The following is a 19,718-nucleotide window of genomic DNA, read 5'->3' as shown; positions in this document are numbered from 1 at the left end:
ATGCCCACCATCAAGGTCGTCGACATCACCCCCAGGGCGCTGAGCGGCGACACCAACCTGGACAGTGAGCCCAACCTCGCGGTCAACCCGGAGAACCCGGCCGAACTGGTCGCGACCGCCTTCACCCCCGACCCGATGAACGGGCCGCTCGCCCCCGTCTACGTCTCGACGGACGGCGGGGACACCTGGGTGCTGAACAGCGTCGTCCCCGGCAACGGACGGCTCGGCACCGGGGACATCAGCGTCGGCTTCGGCGGACAGGGAGGCCGCCTCTACACGGGCATCCTCAACGGCACGACCGGGGACCTCCAGATCCTGCGCGCGCCGGCCATCACCACGAGCACGCCGATGACCGTGCTGGTCGACCGGCGCGTGGAGGACCAGCCGTGGGTGGTCGCCGCCACCGTCACGGCGAACGGCCACAGCACCGACCGGGTGTACATCGGCAACAACGACGTCGGGCTGGAGCCCGGCGCCAGCGCCACCGTGGACGTCTCGGCCGACGCCGGAAGCGGGCCCGCGCCGGCCGGGTTCGCGCCCGTGCGGCTCGACCGGCGGGCCGGCACGCTCTTCGACGGGCCGCCGGTGCGGATCGCCGTACACCCGGACAACACGGTCTACATCGCGTTCATGAGCGTCACCGCCACCGGCCAGGCGGCCCGGATGACCTTCGACGTCGTGGTGACCCGCGACGACAAGGGCGGCATCGGGCCGACCCCCTTCGAGGACCTCCTCGACTCGGCCGACGGCACGGCCGGCCAGCGCGCGGCCACCGCCCGGACGGTCCGGTTCAACCCGCAGCTGCGCACGCTCGGCCAGGAACGCACCGGCGCGGACCTGTCCATCGCGGTGGATCCCACGGACTCCAACAGCGTGTGGATCGCCTACTGCGACAACCTCGGCGGCACCGCCCCCACCGACTACGTGCTGCACAGCCTGCACTCGACCGACCGGGGGCAGACCTGGTCGACGGCCCGCGCGGACGTGATCGACGGCAAGAACCCGTCGTTCGCGGTCAACTCCGCCGGTCTGGTCGGGCTGGTCTACCAGCAGCTGGTCCACAACCAGTGGTCGACGGTCCTGGAGCTGACCGCCGACGGCTTCGCGACCACCGAGAGCCAGGTGCTGCACCAGGCCCCGGGCGACGTCCCCCCGGCGGGATCGCAGCTGCCGTACCTCGGCGACTACATCCGGATGGTCACGGTCGGGACGGACTTCTACGGCGTCTTCGCCGGCAACAACACCCCGGACCAGGCCAACTTCCCGGTCGGCGTGACGTACCAGCGCAACGCCAACTTCACCACCCACCAACTGCTCAGTACGGACGGCGTGACCAGGGTGCCGCCGTCCATCGACCCGTTCTTCTTCCACCGGGCCGCCTGATGCCGGGCCGCCCCATGTGCCGGGCCGCCTGAGCTGAGCAGGCGCGCCCGGGCGCCCGTCACGATCGGTCGTGGCGGGCGCCCTGCTGTCGGGCACGGTGGTCGGGTGGTTCGGTGATGCCGTTCGGGGTGCGGTTCGACGGTGCGGTCCGGTGGTTCAGGCGGTGGCCAGGCAGAACTGCACGAGCCCGGCGTCCACGTCGAGGACGATCTCCTCCATCTCGGCCCACGGCGGGTGGAACCGGGTGCCCCACTCGACGGTGAAGCCGAGCACCCTGCCCTGGTCGGGGTCGTCGAAGTGGCGGGCGAAGACGTAGTCGTCGCTGGTGCCGCTGGTCGGGTACAGGTGGAAGCCGCTCAGCGGCTGGTAGGTCAGCCCGCGCACGCCGTGGAGGCCCTGGCAGAAGGCCTCGGCGAGCAGCACGGCGGTGTCGAGGTCGGTCTTGGGGATGTACTCCGCGTACGCGAGGTCGCCGGGCAGGCCGCGCTTGCCGTCGTACTGGCTGTTGCGGAAGTTCATGTCGGGGGTGGTCGACTGGTTGTCGTCGTCGCCCCAGTTGTAGAGCATGTCCTGGGAGTAGCTGTGCACGTCGACGAACCACCCGGTCCGCGGGAACTGGTCCAGCAGCCAGCGGACGTTGCGGGTCTCCGGCTCCGAGAAGGCGCTCGGGCCCTCGTACACCTGCTGGTCGCACGGGTCGGCCGACACCTGCGGGGTGGCGGTCGGGGCGAAGGCGGTGGCGAAGTCGAAGAGGAAGTCGTAGTTGCGGTTGAGATCGACGCCGACGCAGTCCGGGTTCGAACTGCCGCCGGAGTTGGCGGGGTCGCGGTTCTTGCGCCACATCGGGTCGACGGTCTGGCTGAACAGCCGGCCGTCCGGATTGACCAGCGGGAAGAACACCAGGTCCAGCCGCTGGAGCAGGCCCTGGACCTGCTCGGCGGTGAACACGGTGCCGCCGTAGCCGAGGCCGGTGCCGTCGCGCTGGGCCTCCAGCAGGTCGGCGGCGAGGTGGACGAGGATCTCGCAGCTGCCCCACTCGCGGGCGTGCACGCCGCCGATCAGCATCACGCACTCCTTGGGGACCGGGGCGGGTGCGCCGACGTGAAGGGCGTGGGCCGTGCGGCCCTCGATCGAGGGCTCGGGCAGGGTGAGCAGCCGGGACGTTCCGGGGTAGGCGGTGGCCAGGCTGGTCACGGCGGATTCGACCTCGGTGATGTTCAGGTACGGCATGATGACGGCCTCCCGGGTCAGCGGGCGGGCTTGGCGGCGAGGCCGTGCGGGACGGCGTCGGCGGCGGCGAACCGGTCTCCGGTGCCGACCTCGGCCTGGGCGGCGCGGCCGGCCTCGCTGGCGTTGCCGATCCGGGTCACCGTGACACCCGCGCGTTCGAGGGCGGGGATCCGGTCGGCGGGGGCGTAGACGTCGATGCCGACGCTGCCGTCGGCCTCGAGCCGGGGCCGGCCGCCGGTGTCGGGGCGGGCCTCACGCAGCAGCGCGCGCAGGACGTCCGGATCCCTGGCGGTGACACGGAGCCGGAGGACGTCGGGTCGGGATGGTCGGATGGGAACGGCGGACATGGTGGCCTCTTCTCGGGCACCGGGGGAGCGTGGCCTGCGGGGCCCGGCTCCACGGCGCCGATGGGAGCGGATATGTCCGACGTGTACCTCGTATCCTCAGGATGCGTCGCCGCCGTAGAACCCGTCAAGGGGCGGTTCCGGCATCCCGCCGAGCAGGCTGTCCAGGCCGGCCAGCATCTCCGCGTCGTCGTCGAAGTCGGCGAACCGGGGCACCAGGGCGCGCAGCCGGGGGTAGTCGGCGGCGGGCAGCCGGTGCAGGCCGAGCCGCAGGACCGGGTCCGGCTCACTGGGGTTGTCGACCACCTGGCGCTTGTCCACCAGCATGCAGCCGAGGTTCCAGGCGACGAAGGTGCGGTAGACGGTCAGCGATCGGGCGTCGTCGAAGCCGGCCCGGCCGAGCACGGCGAGGATGTGCTCGGTGAGTTCGAGCACCGAGGCCGGGCGGCGGGCCACCGGGACGGCCAGCGGGCGGGTCGCGACCAGCGGCAGGATCTCCGGGTGGGCGTGCGCGGTGGCGGCGAACGCCTGGGCGATCCGCCGCAGTTCGGCCCGCCAGCCGTCCGCGCGGGGCGCGTCGCGCCGGGTGCCGGCGCGCAGCCGGGCGTTGATCTCGTCGAAGTAGGCCTCGACCAGGCCGTCGATCAGGGCTTCCTTGCCCGGGGTGTAGCGGTACAGGGCCATCGACTCCACGCCGAGCTCGGTCGCCAGCCTGCGCATGGTCAGCGCCGCCAGGCCCTCGCGGTCGACCAGGGCCACGGCGGCACCCAGCACCAGCGGGCGGCTCAGCCGGCCCCGCTTCTCGGGGGCGCCCTGCTCGGCCATGTCCGCACTCCTCCGGGTCGGTGGCAGCGTCGTCGGCCCGGGGCCGGGCCGGGGCCGGGCTGGGTCTTCGGCGGATGTCACTCAACGGATACAGAACCAGGATACAAGGTAGGAATCGGGCGTCGGTGGATGTGTGGATTCCGGTGCCGGGCGGGCCGATCCCGCTGGTCAGCGGGGTGGCTGGTGCGGTGGGGGCGGCGGTGGCGGGAGGCGGCGGAGCGCGCTGCGCTGCGTAGCGGCCCTGGGGCCTTCGCCCGTCATGGCCTGCGCCCCTGCGCCCCTGCGCCCCTGCGGCCCTGTGTCCGGTTGGATGGCCGCCGCCCTGCCACCCCGCCGCGCTCAGGCGAGCAGCAGCCGGGCGGCGAGGGCGGTGAGCAGCCCGTCCGCGGTGGCCACGCCGAGTGCCGGGCCGGCGCCGGTGCGCAGCGAGGTCCGCGCGGTGAGCGAGACCAGGTAGGCCCCGGCGGCTCCGACCGGGACGGCCACGCCGAACCGGGGCGCCGGGTAGCGTGGGGGCGACCCCGTGGTCCCGCGGTCCCGAGGAGAGCCGATGAGCAGTCAGAACGATCCGGTGCGAGTCCTGTTGGCCGAGGTCTGGGCCTCCTGGGCGGAGCGCGGCGCGGCCCTGGACTCCGAGGACTGGGACCGGCCCACCCGGCTGCCCGCCTGGACGGTGCGGGAGCTGTACGCGCACGTGGCGCCGGTGCCGGAGATGTTCACCGGTCTGCGCGCCGCCGTCCTCGACGGACCGGCCGAGGTGACCGACGGCGCCGGCATCCTGCGCGCCTACAACCGGCCGGGCGGCATCGCGCACACCGCTGCCGGGCAGGTCGCGGAGGCGGCGAAGCAGGCGGCCGAGGTGGCCGAACCCGCCGCGCTGATCGTCCGGTTCGGCGTCGAGGGCCCGGCCGCGTTGGCCGGTCTCGCCGACCTGTCGCCGGGGGCCACGGTGGCGCACCCGCTGCTGGGCAGTGTGACGGTCGGCGCGCTCGGTGAGGTGGCGCTGATGGAGGCGACGGTCCACCTGCTCGACCTGATCGCGGCCGTCGGCGGACCGCCGCCCGCCGAGGCCGCGCTGCACTTCACCCGTGGGTTGCTGGCGGAGGTCGCCGATCCGGTGGCGTTCATCGAGGCGGCGACCGGCCGCGGTTCGCAGGCGGTGCTGCCGCTGCTGCGCTGATTCGGCGGGCTCGGGTGTGGTCCCCGCACCGGGTGGTCCGGTCCGGTCCGGTGCGGGGACTGTCGCCGGGCGGCCCGGTCAGCCCAGGGCGAGGGCGCGGAGGCGGTCGGCCGCGCCGTTGAAGTAGTTCTGGTCACCGGGGAAGGTGCCGGAGTCGGCGAACTGCCAGAAGGTCTGGTAGCCCCAGCCGGCCGGCAGGGTGCCGACGGTGGAGGCGTAGCGGGCTATCCACAGCGGGTTGGTGGCGCCGAAGCCGCTGTAGTTGCCGGTGCACTGACTCCACCAGTTGGTGGTGGTGTAGATGGTGGGATAGCGGCCGGTGCGGGTGTGGACGGTGTCGCTGAAGGAGCGGATCCAGCTGACCATGGCGCTCTGGCTGAGGCCGTAGCAGGTGGCGCCGTAGGGGTTGTACTCGATGTCCAGCGCGGGCGGCAGGGTCTTGCCGTCGGCGGACCAGCCGCCGCCGTGGCCGACGAAGTAGGTGGCCTGGGTGGCGCCGGAGGAGACGTCCGGCAGCGCGAAGTGGTAGGCGCCGCGGATCAGTCCGGCGTTGTACGAGCCGTTGTACTGCTGGGCGAAGCTCGGGTTGGTGTAGCCGGTGCCCTCGGTGGCCTTGACGTAGCCGAACCTGGCGCCGTTGGCGGCGACCGAGGACCAGTTGACGTTGCCCTGGTAGCTGGAGACGTCGAGCCCCGGGGTCTGGGTGGCGGCGAGGGAGGCGAACGGGGCGGCGCCGTTGCCGCGGCCCTCGTGGGCGGCGACGGTGGAGCCGGCGAAGTCCTGGTCGGGGTGGAAGCCGGGGCGGGCCTGGGAGGCGGGGGCGACAGGGGCGGGCTCGGCCGCGTACGCCGGGGCGGCCGCGCCGGCGACCAGGGCGGTCGCGGCGGCGAGGGCGGCCACGGCGGGCAGGCGGCGGCGGGCCGGTCTGTCGGCGGGGGCGGTACGGGCGGAACGGGAAGAGCGGTGCATGGGGCACTCCTCGGGAACCGAGCGTGGGGAAGGTCGAAATGACCCGGTACGGCCGGGGTCTGACCGGCCGTACCGCAGAGTAGCCATGTACCCGCCACCGTCGCCAGGCATCTTTTTTCACATGGTGAACGCACGTCAGACGGGCCGGAGCGCCGTGACCGGCAGTCGGCGTTGCCGGTTTTGCCGGTTCCGTCGACCGTGAAACGAGGCCGGGGGAGCGTCCGGCGGCGCCGGGCGGACGCGGGGCGCCGCCGGGGCGGCCCGGGGTGGCCCGCGGTCGGTCCGCGGTCGGCCCGGGGTGGCTCCGGGACGGGCCCGGCGGCGGGCTCGCCCGGGCTCCGGGCGCCTCCGGCGCGCTGTGGCACGATGCCCGTGGGCCGGCCACCACGGGCGGCCCCGCACGTGAGGAGAGAGCAAGCCATGACCGACGCCGCCACCGACCCCGCGACCGACCCCGCGACGGACGCCGCCGCCGACACCGCGGGGCCCGGCGGGAAGCCCGCCTTCCGGCCCGCCACGACCGCCGACGTCCCGGCCCTGGTCGACCTGGTCGAGTCCGCCTACCGCGGCGACTCCAGCCGGGCCGGGTGGACCACCGAGGCGGATCTGCTGGGCGGCCGGCGCACCAACCCGGAGGCCGTCACCGCGGCGGTCGGCCACCCCGACGGTCTGGTGCTGCTGGCCGAGCGCGACGGCGAGCTGCTCGCCTGCTGCCAGCTGGAGCGGCGCGGCGAGCTGGCCTACTTCGGCATGTTCTCGGTGCGCCCGGGGCTGCAGGGCGGTGGTATCGGCCGGGCCGTGCTGGCGGAGGCGGAGCGGCTGGCCGCCGAGGAGTGGGGCGTCGGCGCGATGGAGATGACGGTGATCGAGCAGCGCCCCGAGCTGATCGCCTGGTACGAGCGGCGCGGCTTCCGGCGCAACGGCGAGTTCAGCCCGTTCCCGTACGGCGACGAGGACTTCGGCGTCCCGCGGCGGCCGGACCTCCGGTTCGTGCACCTCGTCAAGGAGTTGACGGCCCTCTGAAACGGCTCGCCCTCGGGGTCCGGTTCAGCTTCGCTCGACCGGATCTTCGCAGGTGACGGGGGGTCAATTCGGTGAGCAGGGGCGATGCGGAGATGTCATACCTCGTTCATTATTGGTCTAGGCCAATGTGAGAGGCTGGGCGCGAACGGCCACGTACCGTCCGCTGCCCAGGGGGGCCATTTCCGCATGCCCGTACTCCATGGCACCGCCATGCCCGCACCCGAAACCGGTCCGCGCCGGACACCCGCGGACCCCGACGGCCACCGACTGCCCGGCCCGCCGGACGACCAGGAGCTCTACTGGTACTTCGGCCCGCAGCGCCGATGGGTGCTGCTCTGCGCCACCCTCTCCTACGCGGGAGCCACCGCCACGCTCGGCCTGTTCGCCCTCAGCAAGCCGCTGCTCTGGCCGTTCCTGGTGCTCACCGTGCTCAACGCGGCCACCTGGCTGCTCTCGCTCGCCGACGGCCAGCGCGCCCGCCGCTTCACCCGAGACTCGCACGACCTGCTGCTGCGCGCCTGGAGCCCCGCCCGCCACCCGAGCGTGGACCTGCTGCTGCCCACCGCCGGCGAGCCGCTCGCCGTCCTGGACAACGCCTACCGGTACACCGCCGCCGTCCGGTGGCCCGGCGAGCTGACCGTCCTGGTGCTCGACGACGCCGACCGCCCCGAGGTGCGCGAACTCGCCGAGTCCTACGGCTTCCGGTACCGTGCCCGCCCCGACCGGGGCCGGTTCAAGAAGGCCGGCAACCTCAACCACGGCCTGGCCGAGGGCAGCGGCGAGATCGTCGCCGTCCTGGACGCCGACTTCTGCCCCCGCCCCGACTTCCTGCATCACCTGGTGCCCTACCTCGACAACCCCGAGGTCGGCATCGTGCAGAGCCCGCAGTGCTTCGACACGGACGCCGACATGTCCTGGCTCGAACGCGCGGCGGGAGCGACCCAGGAGATCTTCTACCGCTGGATCCAGCCCTCCCGGGACGCCCAGGACGGCACCGTCTGCTGCGGCACCAACGCCCTCTACCGCCGCGCCGCGCTGAAGCGGATCGGCGGCTTCGCCGAGATCGACCACAGCGAGGACCTCTACACCGGCCTCGCCCTCGCCCGCGCCGGATGGGCCACCCGCTACGTCCCCGCGCTGGTCGCCAAGGGCATGTCGCCCACCGGCCTGCCCGCCTTCATCAGCCAGCAGTACCGCTGGTGCCTCGGCTCCCTGGCCCTGGTCCGCGACCCGGACTTCCGCCGCGGCCCGCTGCCGAGGTCCGCCCGGCTCTGCTTCTGGAACGGCATCCTCGGCTACGTCACCAGCGCGGTGAACGTCTTCGCCGTGCCGCTGCCCGCCCTGATCATGCTGTACTTCAGGCCCGAGGAGATCCGGCCCTGGCAGGTGCTGCCGTTCCTGCCGCCGATCTGGGTCGCCCTGGTGCTGCTGCCCGCGATGTCCCGCACCCGCTGGCGCTTCGAGGTCACCCGGGTCCAGCTCCTCGGCGGGCTCTGCCACGTGGTCGCCATCGCCCACGCGCTGCGCCGCCGCTCCGCCGACTGGGTGCCCACCGGCGCCGTCTCCGGCGGCGGTTCGCTCGCCCGTGCCGTCGCCCGGATCGGGGTCGGCTGGCTCGGGCTCGTCGTCCTCGCGGGCGCCGCCGGGCTGGTCCGGGCCGCGCTGCTGTACGGCTGGCGGCCGTACTGGGCGCTCGCCGGGCTGCTCGCGCTCACCGCGTACACCATGGTCCCGCTGATCCGGGAGCTGTGGCCGCTGTCGAAGGGCGCGAACGGTGGCAAGGGCGCCGCCGTCGGTGAGGTCGCCGCGCCCGCGCCGGGGCGCTCGGACCTCGGGTTCGGACGCTCCGAGGCCGTCGCCGTCACCGCCGTGCTGCTGCTGTGCGGGCTGCTGGCATCCGGCTGGGCCGATCCGATGATGTTCTGACGAATCGTCAATTCGCTGTTCCGGAACCAAGGTTCCTTGCGCGTCGCCCCACCGGCGCGGACACCGCCCGGCCGCCCCATCGGCCCGGCGGGCCCGACAACCGCTGCCAGCCCTGCAAGGAGCACCGCCGTGCCAACGGCCGTACCACCGACGTCGTCCTCCTCCGAGACGCACACCGACCTGCTGCCCGGCGTCGTCCGGGTGGACCGGAATCCCGCCGACCGACGGCGCGACACCGTCGCCGAGCGCGGGCGGCCCGGGCCGCGCACCGCCTTCCGCCCCGACATCGAGGGGCTGCGCGGCCTCGCCGTGCTCTCCGTCCTCGCCTTCCACTCCGCCGTCCCGGGCCTCACCGGCGGCTACGTCGGCGTCGACGTCTTCTTCGTCATCTCCGGCTTCCTGATCACCGGCCTGCTCGTCGGCCGCCCGCTCGGCCTGGGGGACTTCGCCGCCCGCCGGGCCCGGCGCATCCTGCCCGCCGCCGCCACCGTGCTGGTCGCCACCGCCGCCGCCGGCGGCGCGCTGCTCGACCCGCTGCGCGGCACCGACCTCGCCCGCGACCTGATCGCCGCCGCCGGACAGTTCGCCAACTGGCGCTTCGTCGGCGAGCAGACCGACTACCTGGCCGCCGGACGCGACCCCAGCCCCCTGCAGCACTTCTGGTCACTGGCCGTGGAGAACCAGTTCTACCTGCTGTGGGGCGTCCTGCTGCTCGGCCTCGCCCGCTGCCTGCACGGGCGCCGCCGCACCATCGCGATCACCACCGCCACGCTGGCCGTCGGCGGCCTCTCGCTGGCACTCTGCCTGCGCTGGACGGCCACCTCGGCGCCGCTCGCCTACTTCTCCACCGGCAGCCGGCTCTGGGAGTTCGCGGCCGGTGCCTGCGCGGCCCTCGCGGGCCCGGCCCTGGCCGCCCGCGCCGAGCGGCGCCCGGTGCGCCGGACGCTGCGGGTGCTCGGCTGGGGCGGCCTCGCGGCCGTGCTGGCACCGGTGGTCCTCTACGACCGCACCACGCCGTTCCCCGGCACCGCCGCGCTGCTGCCCGTCCTCGGTGCCGCCGCCGTCCTGCTCGCCGGGCACGGCCCGCTCGGCGCCGCCGACGCCGGGCGGGGCCCCCTCGACGCCGGACGCCTGCTCGCCGCCCGCCCGCTGCGCGCCGCCGGACGCCTCTCGTACGCCTGGTACCTGTGGCACTGGCCGGTGCTGACCATCGCCCAGGCCCGCTACGGCGCGCTGCCCTGGACCACCCTGCTCGCGCTCACCGCCGCCAGCGCGCTGCCCGCCTGGCTCACCCTGCGGCTGGTCGAACAGCCGCTGCGGTACGGCAGCAGCCCCGCGCCCCGGCGCGGGCTCGCGGTCGGCGCCAGCGCCCTGGTCATCCCGCTGATCGCCGCGCTCACCCTCGGCGGCGGCACCGTGCGGGCCCTCGGCGACCCCTCCGCCGCGCCGGTGGCGGCCCCCGCCGGGGCCGTCGACGGCCCCGGCCTGCTCGCCCCCGGCGGCCGGGTGCTCGCCCTGACGCCCCCGCTCGCCCGGGCCCGGGAGGACTTCCCGCCCGGCCAGGGCTGCGAGATCCCGCTCAACGCCGACCGCAGCCCGCGCTGCCTGTTCGGCGCCGAGAGCGGCTCAGACCGGATCGTGCTGCTCGGCGACTCGCACGCCGGGCAGTGGATCTCCGCCGCCCTCGCCCTCGCCGAGCAGCGCCACTGGGGCCTGGAGGTCCTGGTCAAACCCGGCTGCCCGCTGGCCACCCTCACCGTGCGCAACGACGTGCTCGGCCGCACCTTCGAGGAGTGCGACCGCTGGCGCGAGAACACCCTCACCCGGCTGGCCTCCGGCCCCGCGCCGCGCCTCGTGCTGATGGCCGGCCTGAACCGCTACGGCGGCCCGCAGGAGCGCGCCGAGGGCTGGACCCGCACCCTCGACCGCCTCACCGCCCTCGGCGTCCCGCTCGCCTACCTCGGCGACACCCCGATGCCCGGCAAGGACATCCCGACCTGTCTGGCCGCCTCCGACGGGCGCTCGGACGCCTGCGCCTTCCCGCGCGACACCGCCTTCGAGCCGGACCCGCTGCTGGACGGCGGGCTCGCGGCCCGGTACGGCGTACGGACCCTGGACCTCGGCCCGCTGCTGTGCCCCGGCACCGGGCCCTCCTGCCCGGCGGTGCTGGAGGGCGTGGTGCTGTACCGGGACACCGGGCACATCACCGACACCCTGGCGCGGGTGCTGGCACCCCGGCTGGACAAGGGGCTGCTGGGGGCCGCGACCGGTCCGGGTGCGGCCGTGCCTGCGAGCGCGTCCGTTCCGCCGGGCGCGTCCGGGGCTCCGAGCGCGTCCGTGCCTGCGAGCGCGTCCGGGGCTCCGGGGCCGGCTCAGCCGTAGACGCTGTGGCAGAGCCGGGCCTGGTCCGACCCGGCCGGCCAGTGACCGGCCCGCTCGGCCTGGTCGCAGATGCTGGTCCGGCCGCCGCCCGACCCCGCCCCGGCACCCGTCGGGGCGGCCGCGCCCGACGAGCCGTGGGCGGGCGCGGTGCTGTGCTGGCCGTGCGCCGGCTTGGGGTGGGCGCTCGCCGAGGCGGGCTGGGAGTCGGCCGCCGGGGCGGCCCCGGGGCTCGTCGCCGCGCCCAGCCCGCCCGCGGTGCCGGGCCCGCCCGTCGTCGCCCCCGGGGTGGGCGGCGGCAGCGGGGAGGGCGCGGGCGTGAGCGCCGACGGGGAGGCCGACAGCTGGTGCGCCCCCGACTCCGAGGCGGAGGGCGAGGCGTCCGGCAGCGCCGTCAGCTGCGTCTCGTCACCCTCTCCCGGACCGCACATGGCCAGGACCGAGGCCAGCAGGGCGCCCGTCCCCACCATCGCGGCCGTCCAGGCCTTGCGCGACAGGCGCCTCGGCGGCGGAGGCGCGAAGGGTGGGGTGTGCGCGGGGGCCGGCGGCGGCTGCCAAGCGTTCTGCGGCCACTGCCACTGCCCTCCGGTGGGCTGGTCAGTCATGCGCTCGTCCTTCCAGCGGCCCCCCTCGAACCTTTTTGTGCTCAACGACTGCGCCGACGCCGGGACATGACCCGGAAGAGGGGTTTGAACGGGCGTTGATTGCCACAGCGCCACATGCTGGGGGGCATGGAGACCAACAAGACATCCAACGCCCTCGTCGAAGTGGCCGAGTTCGGGACCGACAGCCGCTACCGGCTCGTCCACTTCGACGGCCACGGCTGGGAGCCGCTCGCGCCCGAGGAGTTCGAGCCGCGCGTCCACCAGCTCTTCCCCGACCTGGACCCGCACGACCCGCAGCGGGTGCGCTGGGCCGACCACCCCTGGGAATGGCCCGCCTGGCACCCCGGCGAGGCCTGAATCCGCCCTGTGTGGCGTGAACCCGCTGCGCACGGGGGCGTGGCCCGGCGCGGGGGAGCCGGGTTCGTTACGCTGAGCGGGTGAGTGTGGATCATTTCTGGTGCCGGCTGCCCGGCCGGTCCGTGGACACCTGCTCGCCGGAGGAACTCGGCGAGCTGGTGCCCCGCGACCTGGGCGTCCGGTACGACGGGCTGGCCGCCGCCGGGCTCGCCTTCGGGGTGCGGCGCACCGCCGTCCTGATGGAACTCGTGCTCACCGAGAACGGTCTGCACCCCGACCCGGCCGCCCGGCTGCCCGTCTACGGCGGCGGGCGCCACGCGGCGGACGGTGCGGCCGCGGACGACACACCGCCGGACGGCGCGCTGCCGGTGCTGCGCCCCGAACAGGTCGTCACGGCCGCCGCCTTCCTGCGCGACTCGGCGCTCGGCGAACTCGTCTGCCAGCAGGGCAGCGTACTCGCCCGTACGGCCGCGGGCCTGGACCTCCCGACCCCCTGGTCCGAGACCTGGGCGGCGCTGGTGGTCCACGACCTGCGCGAACTGCGGGACTTCTTCGCGGGCGCGGCGGCGGCCGGGGACGCGGTGGCCGTCCGGGAGACGCGATGAACGGCACCACCGGTCCGGCCGGCACCGCGGGCTACGGCGAGGCGGCCGAGGAACTCGCCGTCCAGTACGAGAGCGTGAGCTTCGCCGAGGTCCACCGCGACCTGCACCACCTGTACCCGGCGGCGCCCGTCGCCGTCCTCGACATCGGCGCCGGCACCGGCCGCGACGCCGCCGCCCTCGCGGCCCTCGGCCACCGGGTCGTCGCGGTCGAGCCGACCCCCGAACTCCGCGCCGTCGGCGAGCGGTTGCACGCCGGCCGGGGCATCCGCTGGGTCGCCGACGCACTGCCCGAGCTGCCGCTGCTCGTCTCCGAGGGCGCGCGCTACGACCTCGTGCTGCTCACCGCCGTCTGGATGCACCTGGCCCCCGACGAGCGCCCACCCGCGATGGCCGCCCTCGCCCGGCTCCTCGCCCCCGGCGGACGCCTCGCCCTCACCGTCCGCCACGGTCCCGTCCCGCCCGGCCGCCGGATGTTCGACCTCCCGCCCGAGCCCACCATCGACCTCGCCGCCGCCCACGGCCTGCGCCTGCACCACCGCGCGGCCCGCCCCGACCTGCACGGCCGGGGCGGGGTGCACTGGACGGCGCTGCTCTTCGAGCGGGAGGCGTAGCCGCCCCGTCGCGGGCGCCCACCGGCGGAGCGGGACCACGGCGGCGGCGGTGTCCTCCTGCTCCTCCTCCGGTTCGCGGACTTCCGCCGCCAGGGCGTCGGGTGGCCGGACGCCCTGGACCCGCCGGAGGCAGAGCGCCGCCCGGTCCGCGGCCACGACCGTCGTGGCGGGGACGTGGTGGACGCTCCCGTCCTGCCGGTCCACCAGGTGGGGCCCGCCGCCGAGGACCCCGCCGCCGGCGTCACGCGACCGGGCCAACGAGGGGTGCGCACCCGGGGGAGCCGACCTACGGTGAGGGCGGGACGCCGGACGGCCGTCCGTCGGCGACGGCGCTCCCTCCGTCGAAGGCGATGACCTGCTCGCCCGGCGGCCGCACCCTACACGGCCGGCCCGGTGAGGCATCGTCGAATCCGGTCATTCGGACACCATGACACTCGTCGCCGCGACGAGTGGGAGGCACCATGAGAAAGCTCCCGGTCGCACTGGCCCTGATCCCCGCCGCCGCGCTGATCACGTCGTGCTCCGACAACGGGGGAACGGCGTCCGGCGGCAGCACCGCCGCCCGGCAGGCCGGTGTCGTCACCGCCGAGCCCGTGCAGTCCCAGGCCCCGCAGACGCCGCAGACACCGCAGACGCAGGCGAAGGTGGTGACGGACGGGTTGGGAGACCCGTACGAGCTCACCTACGGCCCCGACGGTCAGCTTTGGGTCAGTGAGAAGTCCGGGCTCAAGGTCACCCGGGTCGACCCGCAGAGCGGTGCCAAGAGCACCGCCCTCGACCTCACGGGGAAGGCCTTCCACAGCCAGGACGGGCAGGACGGCGTCCTGGGCTTCACGCTGCACCCGGACTTCGGCAAGGGCAAGGACAGCGACTACGTCTACCTCGCCTACACCTACAAGAACGGCAGCGACTCGGCCACGAAGATCGTCCGGTACACCTCGAAGGACGGTCAGCTCTCGGACGAGAAACCGATCCTGACGGGACTGCCGGGGCACAACCAGCACCAGTCGGCCAGGCTCCGGTACGGGCCGGACGGCAAGCTCTACTACACGATCGGCGACCAGGGCCACAACTACCTGGCCGACTACTGCCTGCCGAACCACGCGCAGGACCTGCCGACCGCCGCCCAGGTCGCCGCGTCGGACTGGTCGCTCTACCAGGGCAAGGTGCTCCGCATCAACCTGGACGGCTCCGTCCCCGACGACAATCCCGAGCTGAACGGGGCCCGCAGCCACATCTACGCCTACGGGATGCGCAACCCGAACGGGATGGACTTCGGCGGCAAGGAGCTCTACACGTCCGAGAACGGCCCGCTCACCGACGACGAGTTCAACCACATCGAGAAGGGCGGCAACTACGGCTGGCCCAACGTCGCCGGGTGGAAGGACGACAAGGCGTACGTCTACTCCAACTGGTCGCAGGCCAAGGGTGGTTGCGAGAAGCTCACCTACAACCCCGACCCGGGCTCGCCGCCGGCCGAGGTGCCGACGATGAAGGAGTCGGACTTCACCAAGGAGATGGTCTCCCCGCTCAGCACGTTCGGGACGACCGTCGAGAGCGGACACAACTTCGGCACGACGCCGGTCTGTCCCGACGCGGCCTCCGCCTACATGTGCTGGCCGACCATGGCCCCCGGCAGCCTCAAGGTGTTCGGCGACGACGTCCTCGTCACCTCGATGAAGAACGGCACCGTCTTCCGGCTCACCAAGGACGGCAAGCACTACGAGGAGCTCTACCGGACGATCAACCGCTACCGCGACGTCACCCTCAGCCCGGACGGCAAGACGCTGTACATCGCCACCGACAGCGAAGGCCAGCACATGGTCCGCGGCGAGGGCGGCACCCCGACCACCCACCTGGCCAATCCGGGCGCGATCCTCGCCGTCCCCTACGACCGGAACGCGAAGCAGTGAAGTCCCCACACGGAGGTGAGACAGTCATGACCCGTCACGACGAACAGCCCCGGCGTGCCCCGCAGCCCCGGGAGCGCACCACCCACCAGCCGAACACCCCGACGGGCGGCGCCGGTTGGCGCAAGCCCAGCTACCAGGTGGTGGAGGCGTCCCTGGAGGTCTCGGCCTACTACCTCGCCAAGCGGTAGCGACCGCCGGACCGGACCGTACCGGTAGGACCACCACTCGAAGAGGGAGGAAACGCTGTGCGACTGCACGTACTCGGTACGGCAGCCGGCGGCGGCGTCCCGCAGTGGAACTGTGCGTGCCCCGGCTGTGCCGGGGCACGCGCGGTTCCCTCGCGCCGACGGCTGCACGCGTCCATCGCCGTGGAGACCGAGCCCGGCCGGGTGTACCTCGTGAACGCGACCCCGGACGTCGCCGAACAGATCGAGCGCTGCCCCTGGCTGCGCCCCGACGGACGGCGGACCCGGCTGTCCGGCGTCATCCTCACGGACGCCGAACTCGACCACACGCTCGGCCTGGCGCGGCTGCGCGAGGCCGGCGAGCTGGAGGTCATGGCGACCGACGCGGTGCGGGAGGCCGTGCACAAGGCGCTCGGACTCGGAGAGGTGCTCGCGCCCTACACCCGGCTGTGCTGGCGGGACTTCGACGGCGTCGCGCTCGAACCGCTCTCGGGCAAGCGCCCCCGGTACGCCCGGGACGCCTGCGACGGGGACTGGGTGAGCGCCCTGAGGGTGGGCGGACTGCTGTACGCGCCGTCGACCGGCGTCTGGCCCGACGGGTTCGGCGAGGACGCCGACCTGGTCCTGGTCGACGGCACCTTCTGGGACGACGAGGAGCCCCGCACCGCCGGGTTCTCCACGAAGACCGCCACCGGGATGGGCCACCTGCCGGTGCTCGCCACCCGCGACCGGCTCGCCGCCCTGCCCGCCCGGTGCCTCTACACCCACCTGAACAACACCAACCCGCTCGTCGACCCGGACTCGCCCCTCCACGCGGAGCTGGCGGACCGGGGCATCGAGGTGGCCGCGGAAGGAGCGGTCCTCACATGGTGACGACCTTCGAGAGCGAGCTCAGGGCCGTGCCCGAGCGCCGCTACCACCACCGGCACCCCTTCAACCTGAGGATGCACCAGGGGTCGCTGAAGCCGCGGGAGCTGCGGACCTGGATCGTCAACCGCTTCCACTACCAGCGGCACATCCCGGTCAAGGACGCGCTGATCCTCGCCAAGCTGGAGGATCCCGCGCTGCGCCGGCTGTGGATCCGCCGCATCACCGACCACGACGGCAGCGACGGCGACGAGGGCGGCATCGAGCGGTGGCTGCGCCTCGGCGAGGCCGCCGGAATCGACCGCGCCGACCTGCTCTCGGGCCGCGAGGTGCTGCCCGGCGTGCGGCTCGCCGTCGACGGCTACGTGAACCTCTGCCGCAACGGGACACCCCTCGAAGCCGTGGCCGCCTCGTTGACCGAACTGTTCGCGCCGGACCTGATGGCCACCCGGATCGCCGCCTTCGAACGCCACTACACCTGGATCGAGGCCGAGGGTCTCGCCTACTTCAAGGCCCGTGTCCGCCAGGGCCGCCGGGACAGCGACGAGGCGCTGTCCCTGGTGCTCTCCTGGGCGCGCACCCGCGCCGAGCAGGAGTCCGCCATCGCGGCGCTCTCCTACAAGTGCGAGGTGCTGTGGACCCTGCTCGACGCCGTCGAACGGGCGCCGGCGTGACCTGGCGACCGGCGCTGAGCCGGTACGCGCGCCTGCGCCACTGCCCGGTGCGGGGCAGCACCCTGCTGGTCGTCCCGGAACGCATCGTCGTCCTCAGCGCCGAGGCGGCCGCGATCGTCGGACGGTGCGACGGCACCCGGACCGTACCGGAGATCGCCACCGGGTTCCCGGCCGAGGGCGCCGAGGACGTGGTGGTCTTCCTCGACGACCTGAAGGAGCGGGGATGGCTGCGGTGAGCCCGCCCTGGGCGATGCTGGCCGAACTCACCCACGGCTGCCCGCTGCGCTGCCCGTACTGCTCCAATCCTCTTGAACTCACGGCCAGATCTGATGAACTGACGACAAGTCAGTGGATCGACGTGCTGGCACAGGCAGGTGAGCTCGGGGTCGCGCACGTCCACCTCTCGGGAGGCGAACCGCTGCTGCGGCGCGACCTGACCGAGATCGTCGCGGGGGCCGACCGCGCCGGGATCTACGCCCAGCTCGTCACCAGCGGACTCGGTCTGACCCGCGAGCGGCTGGCCGACCTGACGGCCGCCGGGCTGCCCAGCGTGCAGCTCTCCGTCCAGGGCGCCGACGCCGCCTCCTCCGAGCTGATCGCCGGGCGGCGGTCGTTCGCCGCGAAGGAGCGGGCCGCCGCGCTGGTCCGGGAGGCCGGACTGCCGCTCGGCCTCAACGTCGTCCTGCACCGCCTGAACCTCGACGACATCGACGCGATCGTGGACCTCGGCATCGCCTGGGGCGCGGTGCGCATCGAACTCGCCAACACCCAGTTCTACGGCTGGGGGCTGGCCAACCGGGCCGCCCTCATGCCCACCCGCGACCAGCTGGCCCGCGCCCGGGAAGCGGTCGAGCGCCGGCGGCGGGGGACCGATGCCGAACTCGTGTGGGTCGTCCCCGACTACTTCGACGGCGTCGCGAAGCCCTGCATGGGCGGCTGGGGCGCGGTCTCCCTGACCGTCGCCCCCGACGGCCGGGTCCTGCCCTGCCCCGCCGCCTACGACCTCCCGCTGGACCCGCCGAACGTCCGCGACCACGACCTCGCCTGGATCTGGTCCGAGTCCTCGGCCTTCCGGGCCTACCGCGGCACCGACTGGCTGCCCGAGCCCTGCGCCTCCTGCCCCCGTCGTGAAACCGACTTCGGCGGCTGTCGCTGCCAGGCCTTCGCCCTCACCGGCGACCCGGCGCGCACCGATCCCGCCTGCGCCCTGTCACCGGACCACGGCCTGATCACGGAGCTCGCCGACCGGCGGGGCGGGGACCTCGTCTACCGGGCGCCCGCCCGCCGTTGAGGTGCCGCCGCGCGAGCGCCGGCGGCCCCCTCAGGCCCTGTGGGCCCGGTCGAGAGTGCCGGGCCGGTCTGCGGCAGGCGCATCGTGCCGAAGCCGATGCGGTGGACGGTGCGGTCGCCGAGCTTCCAGATGCCGGAGGCCGCGGCGGTGACGGTGCCGGCGGCGGTGCTGTCGGAGATCATGCCGATCATGATCGCCACTGCACTGGCCTGACCGCCAGGAATTTCGAACATGCCTGAACCCGCGGACGCTCGGCGGGAGGTCTGCGTCCGGTCGGGCGGACGGCGCGGGTGACGGACCGCATACTGACGGCATGACGAGTGCGGACGGCGGACGCGGCGGCCCAGGCCCGGACCGGCGCGGGGTGCTGCGGGCGGGAGCGGCGGCGCTGCTGCTGGGCGCGGCGGGGTGCACCGGCGGGGGCACGCCGCGGGCGACGGGCACGAGCCCGGCGGCCACCCCGACCGGGGCCGCGACCCCGACCGGCACCCCGAGCCCCACGCCCACCCCGACCCCCACCCCGCTGTCCCGCCCGCCGCTCTGGCAGCCCGGCCCCGGCGAGATCCAGCCCGACGTCAAGCGCCGCGCCGTCGAACTGGTCGCCGCGCTCGGCGCCTGGCCGCCCGGGGGGCCGGGCGTGGAAGCGGCCCGGGCCCGGGTGGCGGCGCTGGGCCTGCCGCCCGGGCTGGCCGACGCGGCGGGACCGTTGGCCCCGGAGGCGGCCGAGGCGAGCCTGGAGGTGGTCGTCGCCCAGTACGGCGGCATCCTCGACGACTCGGCGAGCGTGCTGGTGGTCTGCCGGCAGTGGACCCGCGGCCCGGACGGCTCGGTGACCGAGGGCGGCACCACGGTGGACGTCCGGCTCGGCCGGGCCGAGCCGCGCTGGACCGTCACCGACCTGCGCCCGGGCGTCGCGGGCCCGGCCGCCGCCTCCCCGTCGGCCGCGGTCGCCCGGGCGCTGGCCGAGCCGAGGATCGAGCTGCCGCCCGAGGCCGCCGCCGACCTGCGCAGCGGTACGGTCCACGACAGCGCGGTGGAGGCGATGCTGCGGCTGGCCGGCCCGTACACGCTGTCGGTGAGCGTGGTGCGGACGGGCCACCCGCTGGACGTCTTCGGGACGACCCGGCCCAGCGACCATCCGCTGGGCCGGGCCTTCGACGTCTGGCGGATCGACGGCCTGCCGGTGGTCGACCCGGCCACGCCCCGGCAGCTGATCGAGTCCTTCATGCGGGACGCGGCCGCCGCCGGTTCGTACAACGTGGGCGGCCCGGTGGCGATCCCGGGCGTCGGGAACCGGTTCTTCACCGACGACACCCACCACGACCACTGCCACGTCGGGTTCGACCACTGA

20 protein-coding genes and 2 pseudogenes are annotated in these 19,718 nt (G+C 74.4%); 15 read left to right on the top strand and 7 right to left on the bottom strand.

Annotation, left to right across the window (positions count from 1 at the left end; genetic code table 11):
- Nucleotides 1-1,383, top strand: coding sequence for a hypothetical protein (locus tag ACFRAR_RS19145; protein WP_380699277.1), 1,383 nt, complete (start codon nucleotides 1-3; stop codon nucleotides 1,381-1,383).
- 156 nt (nucleotides 1,384-1,539) lie between these two features.
- On the opposite strand, the gene ACFRAR_RS19140 is transcribed toward ACFRAR_RS19145, so the two are convergent.
- The 4 genes and pseudogenes from ACFRAR_RS19140 to ACFRAR_RS19125 all read right to left on the bottom strand — a co-directional run.
- Complete coding sequence (locus ACFRAR_RS19140) at nucleotides 1,540-2,613, bottom strand: M14 family metallopeptidase (protein WP_380699276.1); 1,074 nt, start codon at nucleotides 2,611-2,613, stop codon at nucleotides 1,540-1,542.
- Nucleotides 2,614-2,630: 17 nt separating this feature from the next.
- Nucleotides 2,631-2,960, bottom strand: a complete 330-nt coding sequence (locus ACFRAR_RS19135; RefSeq protein WP_380699275.1) for a hypothetical protein — start codon at nucleotides 2,958-2,960, stop codon at nucleotides 2,631-2,633.
- A gap of 96 nt (nucleotides 2,961-3,056) precedes the next feature.
- Nucleotides 3,057-3,782, bottom strand: a complete 726-nt coding sequence (locus tag ACFRAR_RS19130; protein ID WP_380699274.1) for a TetR/AcrR family transcriptional regulator — start codon at nucleotides 3,780-3,782, stop codon at nucleotides 3,057-3,059.
- 357 nt (nucleotides 3,783-4,139) lie between these two features.
- Nucleotides 4,140-4,334: pseudogene (locus ACFRAR_RS19125) on the bottom strand (hypothetical protein); the annotation flags it as partial.
- Here ACFRAR_RS19125 and ACFRAR_RS19120 point away from each other — a divergent pair.
- Nucleotides 4,333-4,962, top strand: coding sequence for a maleylpyruvate isomerase N-terminal domain-containing protein (locus tag ACFRAR_RS19120; protein ID WP_380699273.1), 630 nt, complete (start codon nucleotides 4,333-4,335; stop codon nucleotides 4,960-4,962). The pseudogene ACFRAR_RS19125 and the gene ACFRAR_RS19120 overlap by 2 nt on opposite strands.
- 78 nt (nucleotides 4,963-5,040) lie before the next feature.
- Here ACFRAR_RS19120 and ACFRAR_RS19115 read toward each other — a convergent pair whose 3' ends face one another.
- Entirely contained in the window at nucleotides 5,041-5,931 is an 891-nt protein-coding gene (locus ACFRAR_RS19115; RefSeq protein ID WP_380699272.1) for a lysozyme, read from the bottom strand.
- A 420-nt stretch (nucleotides 5,932-6,351) separates the two neighbouring features.
- On the opposite strand from ACFRAR_RS19115, the gene ACFRAR_RS19110 reads away from it, so the two are divergent.
- The 3 genes from ACFRAR_RS19110 to ACFRAR_RS19100 all read left to right on the top strand — a co-directional run bounded on the left by ACFRAR_RS19110 (nucleotide 6,352) and on the right by ACFRAR_RS19100 (nucleotide 11,262).
- Entirely contained in the window at nucleotides 6,352-6,954 is a 603-nt protein-coding gene (locus ACFRAR_RS19110; RefSeq protein WP_380699271.1) for a GNAT family N-acetyltransferase, read from the top strand.
- A gap of 186 nt (nucleotides 6,955-7,140) precedes the next feature.
- Entirely contained in the window at nucleotides 7,141-8,880 is a 1,740-nt protein-coding gene (locus tag ACFRAR_RS19105; RefSeq protein ID WP_380699270.1) for a glycosyltransferase family 2 protein, read from the top strand.
- A gap of 129 nt (nucleotides 8,881-9,009) precedes the next feature.
- Nucleotides 9,010-11,262, top strand: coding sequence for an acyltransferase family protein (locus tag ACFRAR_RS19100; protein ID WP_380699269.1), 2,253 nt, complete (start codon nucleotides 9,010-9,012; stop codon nucleotides 11,260-11,262).
- On the opposite strand, the gene ACFRAR_RS19095 is transcribed toward ACFRAR_RS19100, so the two are convergent.
- Nucleotides 11,253-11,864, bottom strand: a complete 612-nt coding sequence (locus tag ACFRAR_RS19095; RefSeq protein ID WP_380699268.1) for a hypothetical protein — start codon at nucleotides 11,862-11,864, stop codon at nucleotides 11,253-11,255. The two genes, ACFRAR_RS19100 and ACFRAR_RS19095, sit on opposite strands and share 10 nt — an antisense overlap.
- A 126-nt stretch (nucleotides 11,865-11,990) precedes the next feature.
- Between ACFRAR_RS19095 and ACFRAR_RS19090 the strand changes: the two genes are divergently transcribed.
- The 9 genes from ACFRAR_RS19090 (at nucleotide 11,991) to pqqE (ending at nucleotide 18,367) form a co-directional block, all read left to right on the top strand.
- Nucleotides 11,991-12,221 carry a hypothetical protein gene (locus ACFRAR_RS19090; protein ID WP_380699267.1) on the top strand — a complete coding sequence of 77 codons (231 nt, stop codon included), beginning with the start codon at nucleotides 11,991-11,993 and terminating at the stop codon, nucleotides 12,219-12,221.
- 80 nt (nucleotides 12,222-12,301) lie between these two features.
- Complete coding sequence (locus tag ACFRAR_RS19085) at nucleotides 12,302-12,826, top strand: hypothetical protein (protein ID WP_380699265.1); 525 nt, start codon at nucleotides 12,302-12,304, stop codon at nucleotides 12,824-12,826.
- The gene (locus tag ACFRAR_RS19080) at nucleotides 12,823-13,437 is read left to right on the top strand and encodes a class I SAM-dependent methyltransferase (RefSeq protein WP_380699264.1); all 615 of its coding nucleotides are present in this window, start codon (nucleotides 12,823-12,825) and stop codon (nucleotides 13,435-13,437) included. The genes ACFRAR_RS19085 and ACFRAR_RS19080 overlap by 4 nt, the downstream gene beginning before the upstream one ends.
- Before the next feature lie 461 nt (nucleotides 13,438-13,898).
- A complete protein-coding gene (locus ACFRAR_RS19075) occupies nucleotides 13,899-15,350 on the top strand; it encodes a glucose/sorbosone family PQQ-dependent dehydrogenase (RefSeq protein WP_380699262.1) in 1,452 nt (483 codons plus the stop codon).
- A 26-nt stretch (nucleotides 15,351-15,376) separates the two neighbouring features.
- On the top strand, nucleotides 15,377-15,538 hold the full coding sequence (locus tag ACFRAR_RS19070) for a hypothetical protein (RefSeq protein ID WP_380699261.1): 162 nt from the start codon (nucleotides 15,377-15,379) through the stop codon (nucleotides 15,536-15,538).
- A gap of 57 nt (nucleotides 15,539-15,595) precedes the next feature.
- Entirely contained in the window at nucleotides 15,596-16,408 is an 813-nt protein-coding gene (gene pqqB / locus ACFRAR_RS19065) for a pyrroloquinoline quinone biosynthesis protein PqqB (protein ID WP_380699260.1), read from the top strand.
- Nucleotides 16,402-17,076: a pyrroloquinoline-quinone synthase PqqC gene (gene pqqC, locus ACFRAR_RS19060; RefSeq protein WP_380699259.1), complete on the top strand. Its 675-nt coding sequence runs from the start codon at nucleotides 16,402-16,404 to the stop codon at nucleotides 17,074-17,076. Before pqqB ends, pqqC begins: the two co-directional genes overlap by 7 nt.
- The gene (pqqD, locus tag ACFRAR_RS19055) at nucleotides 17,073-17,312 is read left to right on the top strand and encodes a pyrroloquinoline quinone biosynthesis peptide chaperone PqqD (protein WP_380699258.1); all 240 of its coding nucleotides are present in this window, start codon (nucleotides 17,073-17,075) and stop codon (nucleotides 17,310-17,312) included. Before pqqC ends, pqqD begins: the two co-directional genes overlap by 4 nt.
- Nucleotides 17,300-18,367, top strand: a complete 1,068-nt coding sequence (gene pqqE / locus ACFRAR_RS19050; RefSeq protein ID WP_380699257.1) for a pyrroloquinoline quinone biosynthesis protein PqqE — start codon at nucleotides 17,300-17,302, stop codon at nucleotides 18,365-18,367. The genes pqqD and pqqE overlap by 13 nt, the downstream gene beginning before the upstream one ends.
- Nucleotides 18,368-18,420: 53 nt before the next feature.
- Here the strand turns inward: pqqE and ACFRAR_RS19045 are convergent.
- A pseudogene (locus tag ACFRAR_RS19045) lies at nucleotides 18,421-18,549 on the bottom strand (aldo/keto reductase); the annotation flags it as partial.
- A 131-nt stretch (nucleotides 18,550-18,680) separates the two neighbouring features.
- On the opposite strand from ACFRAR_RS19045, the gene ACFRAR_RS19040 reads away from it, so the two are divergent.
- Nucleotides 18,681-19,718: a hypothetical protein gene (locus tag ACFRAR_RS19040; RefSeq protein ID WP_380699256.1), complete on the top strand. Its 1,038-nt coding sequence runs from the start codon at nucleotides 18,681-18,683 to the stop codon at nucleotides 19,716-19,718.

Origin of the sequence: Kitasatospora sp. NPDC056651 (assembly GCF_042792155.1) — a bacterium.
Lineage (GTDB): Bacteria > Actinomycetota > Actinomycetes > Streptomycetales > Streptomycetaceae > Kitasatospora.
The sequence above is the reverse complement of the archived record's forward strand: the minus strand, read 5'-3'. Positions and strand labels throughout refer to the sequence as shown.

What these genes read in the sequence shown, in the direction of transcription:
- ACFRAR_RS19145 (WP_380699277.1), top strand. Translation starts at nt 1, where the DNA reads ATGCCCACCATCAAGGTCGTCGACATCACCCCCAGGGCGCTGAGCGGC.
- ACFRAR_RS19140 (WP_380699276.1), bottom strand. Translation starts at nt 2,613, where the DNA reads ATGCCGTACCTGAACATCACCGAGGTCGAATCCGCCGTGACCAGCCTG.
- ACFRAR_RS19135 (WP_380699275.1), bottom strand. Translation starts at nt 2,960, where the DNA reads ATGTCCGCCGTTCCCATCCGACCATCCCGACCCGACGTCCTCCGGCTC.
- ACFRAR_RS19130 (WP_380699274.1), bottom strand. Translation starts at nt 3,782, where the DNA reads ATGGCCGAGCAGGGCGCCCCCGAGAAGCGGGGCCGGCTGAGCCGCCCG.
- ACFRAR_RS19120 (WP_380699273.1), top strand. Translation starts at nt 4,333, where the DNA reads ATGAGCAGTCAGAACGATCCGGTGCGAGTCCTGTTGGCCGAGGTCTGG.
- ACFRAR_RS19115 (WP_380699272.1), bottom strand. Translation starts at nt 5,931, where the DNA reads ATGCACCGCTCTTCCCGTTCCGCCCGTACCGCCCCCGCCGACAGACCG.
- ACFRAR_RS19110 (WP_380699271.1), top strand. Translation starts at nt 6,352, where the DNA reads ATGACCGACGCCGCCACCGACCCCGCGACCGACCCCGCGACGGACGCC.
- ACFRAR_RS19105 (WP_380699270.1), top strand. Translation starts at nt 7,141, where the DNA reads ATGCCCGTACTCCATGGCACCGCCATGCCCGCACCCGAAACCGGTCCG.
- ACFRAR_RS19095 (WP_380699268.1), bottom strand. Translation starts at nt 11,864, where the DNA reads ATGACTGACCAGCCCACCGGAGGGCAGTGGCAGTGGCCGCAGAACGCT.
- ACFRAR_RS19090 (WP_380699267.1), top strand. Translation starts at nt 11,991, where the DNA reads ATGGAGACCAACAAGACATCCAACGCCCTCGTCGAAGTGGCCGAGTTC.
- ACFRAR_RS19080 (WP_380699264.1), top strand. Translation starts at nt 12,823, where the DNA reads ATGAACGGCACCACCGGTCCGGCCGGCACCGCGGGCTACGGCGAGGCG.
- ACFRAR_RS19075 (WP_380699262.1), top strand. Translation starts at nt 13,899, where the DNA reads ATGAGAAAGCTCCCGGTCGCACTGGCCCTGATCCCCGCCGCCGCGCTG.
- ACFRAR_RS19070 (WP_380699261.1), top strand. Translation starts at nt 15,377, where the DNA reads ATGACCCGTCACGACGAACAGCCCCGGCGTGCCCCGCAGCCCCGGGAG.
- pqqC (WP_380699259.1), top strand. Translation starts at nt 16,402, where the DNA reads ATGGTGACGACCTTCGAGAGCGAGCTCAGGGCCGTGCCCGAGCGCCGC.
- pqqE (WP_380699257.1), top strand. Translation starts at nt 17,300, where the DNA reads ATGGCTGCGGTGAGCCCGCCCTGGGCGATGCTGGCCGAACTCACCCAC.
- ACFRAR_RS19040 (WP_380699256.1), top strand. Translation starts at nt 18,681, where the DNA reads ATGACGAGTGCGGACGGCGGACGCGGCGGCCCAGGCCCGGACCGGCGC.